The organism is bacterium (genome assembly GCA_040755755.1).
GTDB lineage: Bacteria > SZUA-182 > SZUA-182 > DTGQ01 > DTGQ01 > DTGQ01.
Window position 1 is genome coordinate 95,878 of the sequence record JBFLZW010000001.1, and the last position, 15,707, is coordinate 111,584.

19 protein-coding genes are annotated in these 15,707 nt (G+C 50.5%); 2 read left to right on the forward strand and 17 right to left on the reverse strand.

Translation table 11 applies throughout. The annotated features are described in order from the left end of the window. Positions 1-268: 268 nt before the first annotated feature. Positions 269-406, reverse strand: a complete 138-nt coding sequence (locus AB1611_00460) for a hypothetical protein (GenBank protein MEW6378056.1) — start codon at positions 404-406, stop codon at positions 269-271. Positions 407-486: 80 nt separating this feature from the next. Between AB1611_00460 and AB1611_00465 the strand changes: the two genes are divergently transcribed. Then, positions 487-762: a type II toxin-antitoxin system prevent-host-death family antitoxin gene (locus AB1611_00465; GenBank protein ID MEW6378057.1), complete on the forward strand. Its 276-nt coding sequence runs from the start codon at positions 487-489 to the stop codon at positions 760-762. Next, complete coding sequence (locus AB1611_00470; protein ID MEW6378058.1) at positions 762-1,178, forward strand: type II toxin-antitoxin system VapC family toxin; 417 nt, start codon at positions 762-764, stop codon at positions 1,176-1,178. The genes AB1611_00465 and AB1611_00470 overlap by 1 nt, the downstream gene beginning before the upstream one ends. A 12-nt stretch (positions 1,179-1,190) precedes the next feature. Here AB1611_00470 and AB1611_00475 read toward each other — a convergent pair whose 3' ends face one another. From AB1611_00475 to AB1611_00550, 16 genes are all read right to left on the reverse strand, one after another. After that, positions 1,191-1,469 (reverse strand): hypothetical protein, encoded by a 279-nt coding sequence (locus AB1611_00475; GenBank protein ID MEW6378059.1) that lies wholly within the window; start codon positions 1,467-1,469, stop codon positions 1,191-1,193. A gap of 23 nt (positions 1,470-1,492) precedes the next feature. Then, positions 1,493-3,265, reverse strand: a complete 1,773-nt coding sequence (locus tag AB1611_00480) for an Hsp70 family protein (GenBank protein ID MEW6378060.1) — start codon at positions 3,263-3,265, stop codon at positions 1,493-1,495. Between the two features lie 49 nt (positions 3,266-3,314). Continuing rightward, positions 3,315-4,034: a nucleotide exchange factor GrpE gene (grpE, locus tag AB1611_00485; GenBank protein MEW6378061.1), complete on the reverse strand. Its 720-nt coding sequence runs from the start codon at positions 4,032-4,034 to the stop codon at positions 3,315-3,317. Between the two features lie 3 nt (positions 4,035-4,037). Further along, positions 4,038-4,382, reverse strand: a complete 345-nt coding sequence (locus AB1611_00490; protein MEW6378062.1) for a DnaJ domain-containing protein — start codon at positions 4,380-4,382, stop codon at positions 4,038-4,040. A gap of 28 nt (positions 4,383-4,410) precedes the next feature. Next, positions 4,411-6,837: a hypothetical protein gene (locus AB1611_00495; GenBank protein MEW6378063.1), complete on the reverse strand. Its 2,427-nt coding sequence runs from the start codon at positions 6,835-6,837 to the stop codon at positions 4,411-4,413. Positions 6,838-7,344: 507 nt separating this feature from the next. After that, on the reverse strand, positions 7,345-7,647 hold the full coding sequence (locus AB1611_00500) for a hypothetical protein (GenBank protein MEW6378064.1): 303 nt from the start codon (positions 7,645-7,647) through the stop codon (positions 7,345-7,347). 60 nt (positions 7,648-7,707) lie between these two features. Beyond that, positions 7,708-7,959 (reverse strand): hypothetical protein, encoded by a 252-nt coding sequence (locus AB1611_00505; GenBank protein MEW6378065.1) that lies wholly within the window; start codon positions 7,957-7,959, stop codon positions 7,708-7,710. A 246-nt stretch (positions 7,960-8,205) separates the two neighbouring features. Then, the gene (locus tag AB1611_00510) at positions 8,206-10,350 is read right to left on the reverse strand and encodes a hypothetical protein (protein ID MEW6378066.1); all 2,145 of its coding nucleotides are present in this window, start codon (positions 10,348-10,350) and stop codon (positions 8,206-8,208) included. Continuing rightward, positions 10,340-10,483 carry a hypothetical protein gene (locus tag AB1611_00515; protein MEW6378067.1) on the reverse strand — a complete coding sequence of 48 codons (144 nt, stop codon included), beginning with the start codon at positions 10,481-10,483 and terminating at the stop codon, positions 10,340-10,342. The genes AB1611_00510 and AB1611_00515 overlap by 11 nt, the downstream gene beginning before the upstream one ends. Positions 10,484-10,665: 182 nt before the next feature. Further along, positions 10,666-11,073, reverse strand: a complete 408-nt coding sequence (locus AB1611_00520) for a hypothetical protein (protein ID MEW6378068.1) — start codon at positions 11,071-11,073, stop codon at positions 10,666-10,668. Between the two features lie 57 nt (positions 11,074-11,130). Continuing rightward, positions 11,131-12,084 carry a phage tail tube protein gene (locus AB1611_00525; GenBank protein ID MEW6378069.1) on the reverse strand — a complete coding sequence of 318 codons (954 nt, stop codon included), beginning with the start codon at positions 12,082-12,084 and terminating at the stop codon, positions 11,131-11,133. A 33-nt stretch (positions 12,085-12,117) separates the two neighbouring features. Beyond that, a complete protein-coding gene (locus AB1611_00530; protein ID MEW6378070.1) occupies positions 12,118-12,555 on the reverse strand; it encodes a hypothetical protein in 438 nt (145 codons plus the stop codon). Between the two features lie 38 nt (positions 12,556-12,593). Then, on the reverse strand, positions 12,594-12,875 hold the full coding sequence (locus AB1611_00535; protein MEW6378071.1) for a hypothetical protein: 282 nt from the start codon (positions 12,873-12,875) through the stop codon (positions 12,594-12,596). Positions 12,876-12,922: 47 nt separating this feature from the next. Continuing rightward, the gene (locus AB1611_00540) at positions 12,923-13,594 is read right to left on the reverse strand and encodes a DUF1320 domain-containing protein (GenBank protein ID MEW6378072.1); all 672 of its coding nucleotides are present in this window, start codon (positions 13,592-13,594) and stop codon (positions 12,923-12,925) included. A 194-nt stretch (positions 13,595-13,788) separates the two neighbouring features. Next, positions 13,789-14,769: a hypothetical protein gene (locus tag AB1611_00545; protein MEW6378073.1), complete on the reverse strand. Its 981-nt coding sequence runs from the start codon at positions 14,767-14,769 to the stop codon at positions 13,789-13,791. 81 nt (positions 14,770-14,850) lie between these two features. Beyond that, the gene (locus AB1611_00550; GenBank protein ID MEW6378074.1) at positions 14,851-15,606 is read right to left on the reverse strand and encodes a hypothetical protein; all 756 of its coding nucleotides are present in this window, start codon (positions 15,604-15,606) and stop codon (positions 14,851-14,853) included. Positions 15,607-15,707: the final 101 nt, after the last annotated feature.

The following is a 15,707-nucleotide window of genomic DNA, read 5'->3' on the forward strand; positions in this document are numbered from 1 at the left end:
ATGTTATATTATGATTGTCAGGGGGGAATGAAAGGGGAATATGTTACCATAAACCAAGACTACATACCGGGCTGGACAAGAATATCTGGTAATGTCAACCCGAAAATCATTCACTCCTGCACACTCATGGCATCTATAGGTAATTATGCCATATATAAGCCTGGAAGATAATGCCTGTTTGCTCTTGGCATTCTTCACACACCACCCTTCATCGCCCTTTTCCCCCTGACTTTTTTAGAAGGTCAATTTTTGGTTAGAAATTGCCCTTCTAAGGACAAAAATAAATGTCTATTTTGTAGTTATCTATTTTAATTTCATATGCTTGCCGTGGTCCGACTCGGTAGCCCACGGTAGCCCTGGTAGCCCGTATGGCGGACAGGGCATTCACCCCCCTGACTTCTGTCATGCGAAGGAAGTGTCCTCCGAGCTAATCCTTTCAAAAAATAACCCTTGACCTTTTCTAACCAGTCCATTAAACTGGTTGTTATGAAAACAATAAAAGATTCAAAGAAAAATTCAAACAACACAATCAGTGCCTTTGACGCCAAGACACATCTATCCCGTTTATTAAAAGAAGTTCAGGATGGGCAAATCTTTACCATCACCAAAAGAGGGAAACCCGTTGCTCGTCTGGTTCCATTTCCGGAAGGTAAAGAAAAGATGGGAAGGTATGAAATTTTAAGAGAATTTGATTCTATCAGAGAAAAGATCGAGGGGAAAGTTGATATTCAATCTTATATCGAGGAAGGCAGAAAGTATTAATGGACTGGGTAATAGATTGCTCCTGTACTGCTGCATTGTTTCTTCCTGATGAGTCTTCTTCAAAGGTAAAATCTTTTATTTCAGATTTGGCTGAAGACTCTACCCTATGGATTCCTGCTCTGTGGTGGTATGAGATGACAAATGTATTGACCGTTGCGGAAAGAAGAAAACGGATAAGTCATTCCGAGATTTTAAAAATCATTCACTTGTTTGATCAGTTTAATTTGAATACCGATAATTCAAATGGAGCCAAATTCTCTAATCAGGTTTATGAATTGGCCAAATTATATAAATTGAGTGCTTATGATGCCACATACTTGGAACTTTCAATAAGAAAAGAGGCAGGCTTGGCAACTCTGGATAAGCAATTATTAACTGCAACAAAGGAAGCCGGTGTTAAGGTATTTGACCTGTGATCATTCCCTTGCTTACTTCAGAAAAGCCAACACCTGACCAAAATCACCTTCTGCAGCCATAATCAGGGCTTCTACCTTCTCCGCGTCAGGATCCCGGAGAAGGAGAAGTGATTGCCGGATAGCCTGGCGTGCCTCCCCCGGTTTCCTTTCTCTGAGAAGGCAGACAGCCCGCCTCTTCAATTCAGCGGCCTGGTCCTGGATAACCAGCAGCTTGCTCAGGTCGGTCTGACAGCGGTAGCATTGGCTCCCTCCCCGGTAGGGAGCACGGCAGGTTGGGCAGCGCCATTCCATACTATCTATCCCTCCTATCCTTTCTATCCCTCCAGGTAAAAGAGGATCTCGGATAGATTCTCGATACTGCTGGTAAGAGCCTCGTAGTCTGAGTTTTGGATACTGTCCCTGATCTCCTCGATAAGGTTGATAACCTCTTCCTTGTCCTCTTCGGGAATATCGGGCAGCATCTTTTCGGCTTTTTCAACCAGGGCTCTTCCCTGGACAATCTTTTCTCTGACTTCTCTGGTCTGAGCGGATTCCAAAGGAGGCAGGTACTCGGCCTCTGCGGTCCTGAACAACTGGTCAATTCTTCCCCTGGCTTTTTCCTTTTCCACTGCCTGGAACTGGGAGATGGCATTCTCGATGGTGATGTTTTTCTTGAGGCCGGTCTTTTTTTCGGTAGCCGAGACCCGCAGGATGCCGTCAAGATCCAAATCGAACTGGAAGACAATTTCATTGCCCGCGGGTACGGCGCTCAGGCCTTCCACCATAAACCGTCCAATCAGGATGTTCTTGGCCGCATCCGGATCTTCACCCTGGTAAACCTTTACCTCCACGGCCTTCTGCCGGTCAAACATGGTATAGAAGACTTCGCTCTTCGATGCCGGAATGGGTGTGTTCTTTCTGATGATCGGAGCATAGACCAGCGGATAAAAGGGAATCCCGTCCATATCTCCCACGTAACTGGTTCCAAAGGTGTAGGGGGTGATATCGACCAGTACGGCGGACACTTCCTCTCCGCCAATCATTCCGGCCTGGATACCGGCTCCCATAGCCACACACAGGTCCGGCTCAAGTTCCTGCCTGGGCTCGATATTCAACCGCTCCTGAATCATCCGGCTGACCAGGGGAGTCCGCGTTGCTCCGCCTACCAGCAGCAACTGGTCAATCTGATAAGGGTTCAGGCTGGCCCCTTTCAGGGCTATATGAATCGCCTCCAGGGTTTCTTCAATGAAGGGTTTGATCATGTCCTCATACTCAGTCCGGGAGATTTCCAGGGAAAGATGGTAAGGCAGGCCATCTTTCTGCATCAGGTACTCTTCTTCAACCGTGGCAAAGGGCCGGTCGCTCAGCTCCCGTTTGGCCTTTTCAGCAGCCCGCAGTAACCTGGCGTGGAATCGTGGCTCTCCTTTTAATCTTTCTACTTCATTCTCGCCAATCTCTTTCCTGAGATGTTCAATGATAAAGGAGTATATCTTCTCGTCAAAATCATCTCCGCCCAGATGATTATTCCCGTGGCTCGATAATACCTCCACCAGACCGGCATGAATGCTGACTACCGAGACATCGAAGGTTCCTCCTCCAAGGTCATAGACCAGGACCTTCTGCTCAGTCCGGTGGCCGGTTTCATAAGCCAGGGAGGCGGCTGTAGGTTCGTTGATGATGCGGACCACCTCCAGACCGGCAATTTCTCCGGCGTCACGGGTCGCCTGGCGCTGGGCATCGCTGAAATAAGCGGGCACGGTTATGACCGCTTTTTTGACTTCATGGCCCAGGAACTTCTCTGCCCTTTGCTTCAGAGCCCGAAGAATAATGGCTGATATTTCCTGGGGGGTATAGAGCGTGTCTCCCAGCGAGACTTTCTCGTCAGTGCCCATCTTTCGCTTGATCGACTTGACGGTTCGTTCAGGGTAGAGCACGTATTGGTTTTTGGCCGGTTCTCCTACCAGAATCTGGCCATCTTCCGACAAACTGACAAAGGAGGGCATGATCTTATGATTATGTTCATCGGCAATAACCACCGGCTGTCCGTTCTGGATCACAGCCGCTTCCGAATTGGTGGTTCCAAGATCAATTCCAATAATAGTTTCCATAGCTTTCTTTGTTTTTCCTTTCTTTCATTACCCCTTATCATTCCTTATATTATATTGGTAATTTTTCTCTTTTATTTACTTTCACTTCCGCTGGCCGCAGGATCTCCCCATCCAGCCGGAAGCCCTTGCGGATTTCCTCTATCACCAGGCCATTGGGCAAATCATCCCGCTTTTCCACTTCAAGAGCCCGCATGATGAATGGATCGAAACTCCCTCCCGCAGCTTCGATCGGTGATACTCCATAGGAAGTCAGCAGGCGGTCGAGGTGCCTCAGGGTCATTTTCTGCCCCTCGACGAATTTCTCCTTCCATGAAGCCCATCCTCCTGTCAGCCGGATCAGCCCGGTTGGCCGGATGCTTTCAGCAGCTTTGATCCCCTGCTCCAGGCGGTCCCGGATGTCCAGCATGCCATGCAGAAGGGGACGAAGGGAGGCGGCTTGCAGTTCTGCCGCTTCCTTGCGCCGCTGTGCCCGGTCCTGTTGCAGGGTCTCCAGTGCTTCCTGCAAAGTCTGCGAGGTCTTTTCCCACTGATCTGCCCCTGCTTTCCATTGACGGGATGCGATTTTGGTCTCCTGCCGCAAAGCCGCAAGTTCGCTGAACAGGGAAAATAGATCCATCTGTACGGAAGGAGAAGCTTCGGTGCACTCCGGTCCCTCTGTGCAGGCCGCCATCTGGTCGGCAATCTGGTGAATGTCCTGCTCCTCCAGCCAGCGCTGGAATTTGGCAGTCAACTCCTCTTTAAAACTTTGAGTCCATTCTTCTTCATTCATTCCTTATCTCTTTTCCCCTGATGATTGTGATTTCTTATATTCCTTAAGGGCAATGTCAATCAATTTCTTCGGGGGAATCCGCTTTCTTTCACCACTGGCCAGTAAATTTCCCGCCAACTCCTGGGGATCAGGCTCTTCAAGGTGAAAGAGCTTGTAAGCCACCCGGCTCCGGGGAGTGGCAATCGCTTCATAAGCCTCACGGATTTCCTTGAATTCTTCCGGAAATCTCTCCGGCGGATATTCTTTAACCTTGCGGACGTAAGCCTCCTTGATTGCGAGGTCGCTGGCCGATGGCGAAATCTGCAATGCCTTGTAGGGATTTTTCATTCCCTCGTATGAATTTTTCATTCTTCCACCCTCTCTCTTTCACCTTTCTTCAGAAAAGACGCATCTGCTTCAGACGAGACCTTAATCCTCCCCTGCGGCCTCTTTTGGTATCAGGTAGAGTATCGGCAGCTACTCTCTCGGCATGCGTCGGGGAGTACAAAGGATGAATCCCATCGATGAATTCACTGACTTCCTTGCTCATTTTCAGATCTGCGGCCTCCCGAAACTTTTCTTCAAGATTCGCAAGCTGTTCGTAAAGATCCATACTCCAGAGCATGGGTATTTTCCCTTGAGACCGGCCAACAAGAGCATAAAACCGGAACCGGAGATTCTGACTGAACCGCTTCTCCGCCTCTCTGGCATAGTGGACCAGCAGGGGATAGAGGCGGACCATGGCCAGAAAATGGCAAATTTCCAGCAATTCACTCTCGGTAGATTGGATCTTGTGAATGGCCTTTTCCACAAAGGGACCAACAATGCCTATTCTTTTTCGGGTATCGGGTTGAACCTTGATGCCGGACCGGAAATAGGCAAGACCCAGGTGAATGAGCTGCCTGATCTCTTCAGCCGTTGGCTCCTGCCGGAGCTTTCTGTCCAGGACCTCTTTATACGGAGCGATTTCGCTATCAGGAATGCCCCAAAGATTTGCTTCAATAAAAATATGAAAGTAAATCCCTACCCCATCCCTGCCAAGCTGGATTCCTTCCCGGATAAGGGAGTGGCCCCTGGTCTTGTCAGCCATAATTATTTCAGCCATCCCCCAGGTTACCTGGAGACGGCCATTGTTTGTCTTTGAGGTCAGCAGGGTTTGAGCATATCCAAAATCCTTTCTGGCCAGGGCAAATTTTTTCTTCCATATCCGCTGGTGAGCGGAAATAATGTGAATCATAATCTTGAGATCCCGGGCCTTCTCGTTGAGAGGATCATGCTGCAAGGCCGCATCCAGAAAGCGAAGGGCTTTTTGCATGGCCTTTCTGTTAAAGGCATCGATCGCTAATTCGATCAGGGCATCGATCTGTCCGGGAAAGACCTGGATAAATTTCTCCAGCCATTCGGTAACCTCTTTTTTCCGCCCCCGTTGGCGATAATAATCAATAACCTGCTGATAAGTTTGTATATCCTGTGGATCATATTCAAGGCTCTCGGTGAGATACTTGATAAATGGCTCTTTCGGCCCCGGTTTGTCTTCCGGACCAAACCCGAACAGGGCGCGGAAGAACATGTCATCAGGGTTAAACATTTTTGTGGTATGTTCAGCCATCCTCCTGAGGATTTGGGCCAGGGCCAGATTTTTTTCCTCCTCGGTCGGAAAATGACTTGCGGCCTCGTCATTCTTAATCACATCGAGGCATTCCTGCCAGGAACGATTCGCCTGCGCCCATCCATTTTTCCGCTCGTGCATAATAGCTGATAGCCTGCACCGCTCGAAAGGATCCGGCTCAACACCCCAAAGGGCCTGGTAGCTTTTGGCAAATCCTTTCACGGTTGATGAGCGGGCCAGAATGCCCATACTGCTTTGTCTGAGTAGTTCCCGGTCCTCATCCGCCGGCAGATAGTCAGCCAGCTTTCGCAGGATTCTGGCCATTGCCGGGCCGCTGTCAGATTGACTCGCCTGTTTCAGAGACCGTAACAGTGACAAAACTTCGGCCCGATTACCGAGCATTTCCTTTAAAAAGGAGATCTCTTCGGGCTGAAGGGAAATGGATTGTGCTTTTTTGTGGTTTCCTTCATCCGGCTGCATCGCCAGGTTAAAGAGGGGGATAACACCGGCTATGGGAGAATCCTCCACCGAGATGCGGTTGAAGATTCCCTGTGCCTCCTGGTCCTGACGCTGATAAAAAGCGGTCAGCCCCTTCAGCAGTACCTTCCAGTCGCGGTATGGAGATCGGAGCCCGATGGGCTGGAGAATCTCGGCTACCCGCTCCTCCTGCCCCTCAGCCAGGACCCGAAGGGCTTCCTGAACCAGGTGCTTGTGCTGGACAAGGGGGGAGTCCGGAGGGACCGAAGCCAGGATCCCCGGAACCTCTGCCAGGGCAAGTAAAGCCAGGGTCGATTCCTGCTTCTGGAACCACTTGGTATCCCTGATCTTTTCCTGATTCCGGTATAAGACCTGGCTGGCCTTCGGATACTCGCCTGACTGGAAGAGCTGTTCGAGGTAAAAGGGAAGGTCCATCTCACGGCCGTAACTTTTGGCCACATGCTCCCACAGCTCAATCGCTTCCCGGTGCATCCCTTTGTCACCCAGTTCCTTCATCCTGCCCTGGTATGCCTGAACCAGTTTGTCCAGAGCATCTCCATGATCACCCGGCTGGGAGAGAATGGTCTTGTAATTTTCAATAGCCTTCTTGTACTGGCCCCTTTCCAGGAAGAGCTGCGCGTTTTTGTACAACTCTTCACGGGGAATTGCGGCCAGATCGGGGTGTTGAGTTTTCTTTTTGCTTTTGGCAGCTTGCTTCGCCTGCTTCTTTTTGCTCATCGCTCATCAACCGCCACGCTTGTGTATTTTGGATTATGATTTATTGATATATTAAAATTGCCAATGGCTTATTGATACTAAAATCGGCACGATTTTACAAGACATTATATCGTGCGCTCGGCACAAAAGTTAGTATAAGTGATATAGCTTTATTTGTCAATCAGTTAGTTGCTTGCTCTAGGTGGGTATTCTCCCCTTGAGAAAAGGAGAGAGGTAAGATTTTCAGTAACTACTCAGGTACAGAGGCACAGAGGGACAAAGGCACAGAGGGGAAAAGAAGATACCATGCATATTGAGCACTGTAATCGGGCAGTTGAGCATCGAATAGCCAAAGGTAACTTTGTGCCTCTGTGCCTTTGCCCCTTTGTGCCTGAGGAAATGTTACCCCTCCAGCCCGAATGCCCCCTTTGTTTTGTATCATCAATGCCTTGAATTCTTTATTTCCTCCCAAATTGCACGGTATGTCTCCTGTTTCCCCAGATGCCATTTTTCCCATCGGAGCAGCTATCAGGAAACAAATTTCCTTTTTTTCTCATGAACAGTTCTTCGAATGGCATTACGAATAGCGTAGGGATTTATTCTCAGTATCCCACAGATATTGCGGAAGCTGAATGGATAGTCAAAGTTATCTATGGATATCCAATAGGCCGCTGCATCTCTTCCATCGTTATTAACAATATCCAGCAGGGCCTGATCCAGGACTGCTTCGGCAAGGGCTTTGATCTCCGGCGGTATGGAGTCTTGCCGAAATTCAGCCAGGTATTCTTTTTCAAGTTGAATAGGTTCAATGGCATCGATCGTCATAGTCATGTTTCTCTCCCCTCGAAAATAAGTTCACCCCTAAAAGGGTTCCCCCTGAAAAACTCTCCCTTAAAAAGACCTCCTGAAGGCTCCTGGTAAAATGCCTCTCTTCGGTCTTTCTATCTCTCTATCCATCTTCAGCTTCTGCTGAATGTGTTCCTCCCACCAATTCTCCAGCATTTTCTGGTCAGCCTCATAGACGGAATTCTGGCTGTCTCCTTTGATAATAGGTGCACCCTGGGCTATGTAGGTTATAACTTTTCTCCATCCGGTGCCGAAAAAACCGGCAATTGCCTGTTTACCAACCAATGGACGGCCCATGAAATCATCCCTCCTTCCCTCGGTCTGAAGGACCGCACAATAGACTGCACAATAATCTGAAACTTATCTTACCAATCTTACCAACCCTCATCAAAGCCGTGCCTTTTCCCTAGTACAGGTCGCGGGAATTACAAAGCCCCCTCACCCCGGCCCTCTCCCCTTCAGGGGCGAGGGAGTTAAAGGGAGTTAAAATGGCTCCATCCCCTGCGTTTGGCCGCTGCCCTATCCAGTTAGAGAGAGAACTATTTAAATCCGCGATCGGGCTTTTTGCACCACAGTTGGATCATCGAGGCTTTCCAATACCTTTTGTCTGATAATCTGCCCATCGACAACCACATTAATGGTGATCTGACCTGATTCTTTCAGGTCAAGCAGCATGGGAGCAAGGGCTTGACTGACTTCCCGGCCAATATCCCGGGCCGAGTTTGCGGATATGCTCTCCCATTGTGCCTGCTGTCCCCCCAATCCCCCTGCTCCCGTTATGCCGAGAGATTTACTCCGTATCTCCTGCACCCAGGGAATGCTCTCGACTCCGGCCCTCACTGAAGCAACTTCGGTACTGTAGTCAGTGCTCACTTCCTGCCGCCAGGGCAGATATTGTGAAGTCATGAACCTGGCGTAGCTGGAAAATGCCTCTGGGTCTGCCAGGGCACTGGCGTAGAGCTCACCTCTGAGAGTCTCAAGCCTGGCCATGCTTTCGGCAGGAGCGAGTGAACCGGTGTCGAGGCTCATCAGAAAATTATCAACTGTCCCTGTAAGGGCGGTGGTGTTCTGACCCAAGGCTTCGGTGTTGAGGCCAAGAGCTTCCCGAAGGCCCTGAAACGCTGTATTCAAGGTTTCCCAGAAAGGCTGAAAATCCAGGAGAGCAGACGACAGCTCACCTGCCATCTGGGTCAAGAAGCCCTGGGCCTGGTCCAGAGGCAGATTGCCGCTTATATACTGCTTCAGCACTTCACTCAGGGCAGGCCGGGAATCCGTCCCATAGAATGGCTGAAAGATTATGGGTAAAAATTCCTGCTCGGCAAATCCCTTGATGAGAGATTGCTGCACACTGTTCAGGATACTCTGCTTGAAATTCTCCTCAAATGTCTGAAACTCACCGGTCTTGAGAGAAGCGGTAAAAGCTTGGCCCATCCCGGCAGTGACCAGATCGAAAATCCCATTGACCTGCTGGTTGAGATCGGTGAAAAACTCCTTCCAGGGAGTTTGACTTTCCGCTGAACCAAGGGCAATTTCTCCCCGGTTGAACCAGCCGGGAATCACGCTCCTGGCAAACTGCTCGAGCTGGGGGAATATTTCCTCGGTGATTGCTACTCCGGGATGACGGGTCAGGAACAAGTCGAAAATTGAATTTGACAGTATCCCCGGTCGGCCAATCGGTGAGAAGATGTCCTGGCTGTTCATCCAGTCTTCAAAGGCAGACATGGCCTGTCCAGGCGGCAGTCCGGTGAACTGGTTGAATTTCCAGTCCAGATAGGACTGTAAGACATCTCTGTTGTAGCCGTAAACGAAAAGGCCAAGGTTTCCGGTCATGGTCTCCATGAATATATCTTTCAGCTCTTCCTGGAAGCCGGTGCCGAAAACCTCCGAAAGCTGCCCAAAAGAGCCAAGAGCAACCTTGATCAGCCCCTGCACGGTCTGCTGGTTGAGAATATCCTCGATCGATCTTCCTATTCCCCCCAGACTGAAATCAACGTCAGGAACTTCCTCTCCACCTGCTACCACAGCCAGTTTTTTCATAAAGTCCAACTGGCTTTGCCAGACCTCTTCGACCGCGGCTACGATTTTGGGATCGCGGCCCATATTCTGCCAGGTTTCGGCCACACTCGCAATCTGCCCGTCAATGGTCTTCCAGAGCAGATTAAAGGACGGAAGCTCAGGCTCACTTTCCTCTACCCTGTGCATGAGCGATCCCATAAGCCCACTGACTGCAGCACCGAAAGGTCCCGCAACCAGCCCGGAGCTGAAGGTATTCAATACTGCATTTTCAAAAGTGCTGGAAGCAGTCCCTGTACTCCTACTCTGTCCTTTTTGATAACCCACAAGGCCGGTAAAGTAATTGTCCAGGGGTGACGATTTCAGACCTGCAGAAGGGGCAGCCTGCGGCAGGGTTCTGGCGGTTGAATTCTGGGCTGAGGACAATCCTTGCCCTCCGCTGATCGGAGGATCAAGATTCAGCGATCTGAGGGCCGCAGCCAGCCCGGCTGCGGCCCTTTTCTGAAGGAGGAGATTCTCCCCGACTCCGGTGAGAGTCGTCTGGAGCCTCTTGAGTTTTTCTGATGTTTCATCAGTTCTTTTTCCCGTATCCTCAATGGCCTGCCCAAATTCTCTGACCACCCTGACTGAATTACCATTCTCTAATTTGAGGTTTAAGCCTGACTCACGATTCATGGTCTTGACTGTTCTCCTTCAGGAAACTTTCCACTTTCCTGACCTTGTAAATAATATCCAGTTGCTCTTCAGCCTCGATAGCCATCAGGTCCATGACCCTGGCTAAAAATCCATAATCCAGTTGGCCGCTCATGTCTCCCCTGGCTCCGAAGCACAGGTCATGAACCTCAAGGCAGGTTTCATTGACTGCCAGAAGTCGCGGCGGCCTTCTGCCAGGATATCTGGTCTCACAGCCATCACAGGGCGGATTGATACCCTGCCGATCGAATTTCTTCCGGCATCTGGCACAGTAGGTTGGGTTCTCTCCGTTATTCCTCAGTCGCCAGCGCCAGAAGTCAATGAGTTTTTTACCTCTTCCTCACGTGCCTGGCTTGCCCTGGCCTGAGCATCGAGGCAGGCGGCAGCTACAAGATTGGTGAACCCGGGAAATTGTTCGACTAATATCTTTTTATTCTCCTCGTTGAAAGGGATCGGCTGGCCGGTACCATCCTTAAGCTCCCAGTCAATAACCTGGCCCAGGAAAATTTTTGGCAGATAAATATCCTGGTCAAAGCTGCTGCGGGAGGTTTCAGCCTCCCTGCGGATGTGGCGAAGCTCGGTTCTGGTCAATGGCTTAATCCTGACTCTGAAGCTAAGTCCTTCAAATTCCGATTTTTCAAAAACCCGATGACTTCCGTCAATCCACACTCCATCCCTCTGGTTTAAATCTAACAGTAAATCCATAGTTCATTCTCCTTCCTGCACTGACCACTGGCCACTGACCACTGATCACTTTCTTTATTACGCATAACTTGCCTGGCTGTTGATCAAAATCACCCGAAAGTCACTGGCTGCCGCCGCGTTCTGGTAATAACCGATAAAACTCAGGTCCAGATAGGCTCCTCCGGGTCCCTGGATTGCCGGTGATTCATGGCTATATTCAAGCTCGTCAGCCAGAAAGGCTATGGAATGAGTTCCCAGAGTGCAGGTTACCGAGAGCGAACTTTTGGTGTGATTTCTTCCTTTGGCAATAAGGGTATCAGCATCGAACATGCCCTTGATTTTACCTTCAAGAGCGGGAGTCCCCTCGCCTGCTATGGTCCCCTCGCCGCTGCCAGCCAGGCCAAAACCCATAACCGTATTATTTTGAAAGTTGAAACTGATCTCCTCCAGGGTATCGATTGCCGATCCGCCTTCACTGGCGGCAGCATCGCAGTTATGGAATATTGTGGCAGGTCTGCTGACATCAACGGTCGGCGACTCCTGATATGAGCTTGCGCTGTACTCTTCTTTCGCTCCGATTATCGGCACGGTATAGCGCAGCTCGCCATTGCCGCCAAAGCTGATGCTGAACCCGCCAGCCTTGCAGCCGGTATAGAGATAAAACCTGCTCTCGTTTGGCCAGCCCTTTTCGAGCAGAAACGAGGGAGTCAGGGCTCCTATTTTGAATGTATGCGTATATGGATCGCTGGATCCGGTTGTAGTCGGTGCTCCGAAAACCATCTTGAGAATATAGCCGATAGCTATCAGATCAACCGGCCCGGTCAAATTACCGGTTACTGTTTTATTCCCGTAAAATGGCCTGGCAGCATGACGGCCAGCCCCCAGAATGGTTGAGGATTGAGGCTTCTGGTCCACTTTCAGATCGCATGAGCCAAAGGGAAGTTTAATGGCCGCCGCTGAAACCGGCGGTGTTTTAAATGCTGTTTCAAAATCAAGCAGCAACTGACTGCTGGCATTACTTGCCCAACCCATATATCAAGCTCCTTCCTGTTCCTTCCCCTTCCCCTACCAGCTCCTGTGCCTGGTAAAGACAAAGGTTATGGTTTTTTTCTGAATCATCTCTTCCTTATCCCCGTACAATTGACTGGGATCTTCTGAGACCGGAAAAACATTCTGCACACCGGGAAGATTCAACTTCTGATCAATCAGGCTGGTTACGACATCATTGGCCACAGCCAGAACGCCATGAGTGCCCATGACCGATTCTTCAGGTTTTAATATCCGCTGGTACACGGTTATCCTGACCTCAGCGTGCTGGAGGTAATTCCTGGCCAGCATCTGTTCATTTCTGATTGGGCCATCCTTGATGACAATGGCTGGAAAATTGCCAGCGGCTGGAATTGAATTCTCATCGCTGATAATGGAAATATCTCCATCCCGCACATAGCTCAGGGTGTCATCAGCCTGAAGATGTGTTTTGATTGCCTTCAGCAGTTCTTTCATGGTGTTAGTCTCGTGTAAAGACAGTTGTCAGTCCGCGATCACATAAGATGGATATAAAGCTTTCCGCCGTCAATGGTTAAGATGTTGATCCCCTGGACTCCCCGCCGCTCAAGTCTTCGCTCTTCAATGGCCTGGCTTTCGCTGTGAGGCGCACCAGCCAGAGCCCGTATTTTCCACAGCATGTTTCCGAGACTGTCCCGTACTTCAAGATCATCATTGGCAGCTCCCGGATGCCACTCCATGCTTTTGATGTCATAAACACCCGGCTTATTTTCAACCGTGTCGATTTCCATTGGGTTCTTACTCCAATCATTAGCCATAGGGCTTCTCCTTTCTATCGATGCCGTTTATTTCTGGCCACTGACCACTAATAATTATCCAGCGTTCCGCTTGAAGCATCGGAGATGCGGCCCATTGAGAATATCCGGTCTCTTTTGCTGCCGGTTGTCATTGGCCCCGGATAATTTTCCGTATCCGGTGCATCAGCACCCAGCGAAACAACCCCTCTGGCCACATTCTCAAGGAACTTGAGTGCGGATATATACCGGTCCCGCCGTTCATCCGGAGCACCTTTTCGCCGGGCATAGAGATTGTAGAGGGTAATATCAACACTGATCTTGCGGATCATCACCGGAACGCCGGTAAAGGGCAAATTCGTATACCGGGCTGCACAATAGCTGTCAATCTCAGCACCGGCGTCAGCAATAGCCCGCTCAATCACCGAGGTGCTGATGGTGTTCAACTCTGTGACCGCAGTTCCGCTCTGGTGAGGTGCAGCCGTGGTCTTATTCACCCCTCGTACGCAGCCGGTCAACTGGTTGCCGATCTTTTCCGTATAGTCAATCTGCTCCGAATCGATCTCAATCCTGCCGCCGGATTCCGAAAACCTGGAAGCATCCGTGAGGATAATACCTGTTTCTGCTGCATCGATCTCCCCAGCCAGGGTACCGGAAGCGAGATTGCTCCGGTCGTCGGTCAATTGAATGAGATCATCTTCCTGCATCTGCTCTTTCAAGTCACTCAGGGTACAGTACATCATGAAAGTTACTCCTGTGGTCATTATAGTGGTCAGTGGCCAGTGGTGAGTGGTCAGTGATCAGTGGTCAGTAAAGGAGAAATGGCACTTTGATTGCCGGGGCGGCACTGCCACTGTGACCGCCCCGGCGATCACAAACCACCTGTGTAAGACCCATTCTCCCCTGGCCCCGAATAATCCAGTGGATATCCCCCTTGCTAACTGGCGATGGTGTTGTACCACAAATAGCCAAGATCCGCGCCGGTCTGGAGAATACAGACATTCTCCTTTACTTCATACACGTCCTGATTTTCAGCAGGCTCATTCCATGTCCTGGTGCTTCGGGGAAGCCCGTTCGGATAAGGGACCCTGACCTGATAGCCGGAGCTTGGGGTCTTGAGTCCCGGAACCGGTGGCCGGTAGAAGAGAAAAGCCGAGCCTTTACCGGCATTTTTCTCCCAGATTCTGGCAGCCGTAAACTCGGAACCAGCTTTCTTCTCCTTGGCGGAGGAGTAAATAGCCCCGCCAACCAGGACTTCATCCAGGTCAAAGAGGGCAGCGATCAGCTCAGCCGAGATAATGCCCCGCTGCGTGTATTTGATTCGCTCAAGCACCGTGGTTTCCATTTTAAGCTCTTTCAGGGTGTTTGCAGAGAGCAGCAGCACATTGGGCCGAAACCCGGTATTGCTCTCGATCCGGTCAATGGCAGTCTCAACATCCCTGATAAAGGTATTGCCTGCACCTGCGGCCCACAACCCTTGAGCATCCTCGCCTCCGGAAAGATCAGACCAGGTGCTGGTGAGGACGATCTCGGCCACCCGGCGCTCTTTTTTCAGGTCGATCTTCATGGTGCAAAATTCAATGGCATCCTGCTCCGGCTGCAAGGGGGGAGTATTGGGCAGAGCAGCCAGTTGCCGGTCCTCTTCGGTAACTTCCTTGGCAAAGGCATACTCCGTGGCGTTGATAGACACGGTATCGATTTTATAGCCGCCTCTGGCTGACCTTGTTCCGGGTGCCCTGATAGCCGCCTCATCACGAAACCAGTCACTCTTCAGATAGCGGCCAATTTTGGCTTCGGGCGAAGGGCTGTCAATGACCGGAAAGACCCGGTCCGCAATGTAGGCACGATTCCGGTAAGCAAGAGAAATATTGGCCAAAGGCCCTGAAACCAGTAAACCTCTCACATTTGGCTGTCCCATAGCTATTTTCCTCTCTTCTTATGTAGGCAGCGGGTTGCAGGATAGAGATTCCTGCTCCACTGATACCTGCTGATTGAATGATTAATGGACTCCGGTTCCAAGACTGTAAATAGTTACGCTCGAACCATCGTTTATAACGCACAAAAAGCGCCGGCTGTTATTCTGGGCAATAGTCATGGTGCCGGACAGGGTTATATTTGCACCAGCAGTCAGGGTAATGGTTTCGGCAGCATCCGCTGTGTTGCGGATAGTAAACTCAAAGGAATTGCCCGCACTGGCCTGAGTCAGGGCAGCAATAATCTGTGCTGCATCGGGAAAGACATCAGAGCGGTCAGCCCCGTTCGGATCGCGCAGGATCAGGCCGCCAAGCAATTGCTCAGCAGTATAGGTAGCGGCCCCGGCCTCAGACAGGGTGGTCACGGATATCTGGCCGATGATGGTTCCGGCACCATAAGGGAACGGGCCGATCAGTTCCACGGCACACAGGTCATCTTCAGCGTCAGCAGCCTCAAGAACACGGGCCCGCGTATACTTCCAGTTAGCGCCCGCATCCTCAGCCTTGCCTGCATCAGCGGCACTGACATATTCAGGCTTGACGAACTTGCCAATGCTGAGGGCCGCACCGGCTACCAGCTTGCTCTTGCCAAGCAGCATGACACTGCCTGCCTGACCGCTGGCCGGTGCATCCTGCAGGATGCCAAGGGCCACTTCCGCGCTTGAATCCGGTAATCTTATCTTACCCGTGGCCGGATCCAGAACCACGAAATGGTATTGATAATTCGAGAGATCTTCCGCTGCCTGAAAGGGAAGACGAAGAACAGCATTTTCTGTGCTCATATTTCTTTCTCCTTGTTATAGGTGGTCAGTGATCGGTGATCAACAGCAGGATAAAAATTTACCGGCTCCTGACTTCTGACTTGTGACTTCTGACTCCTGAA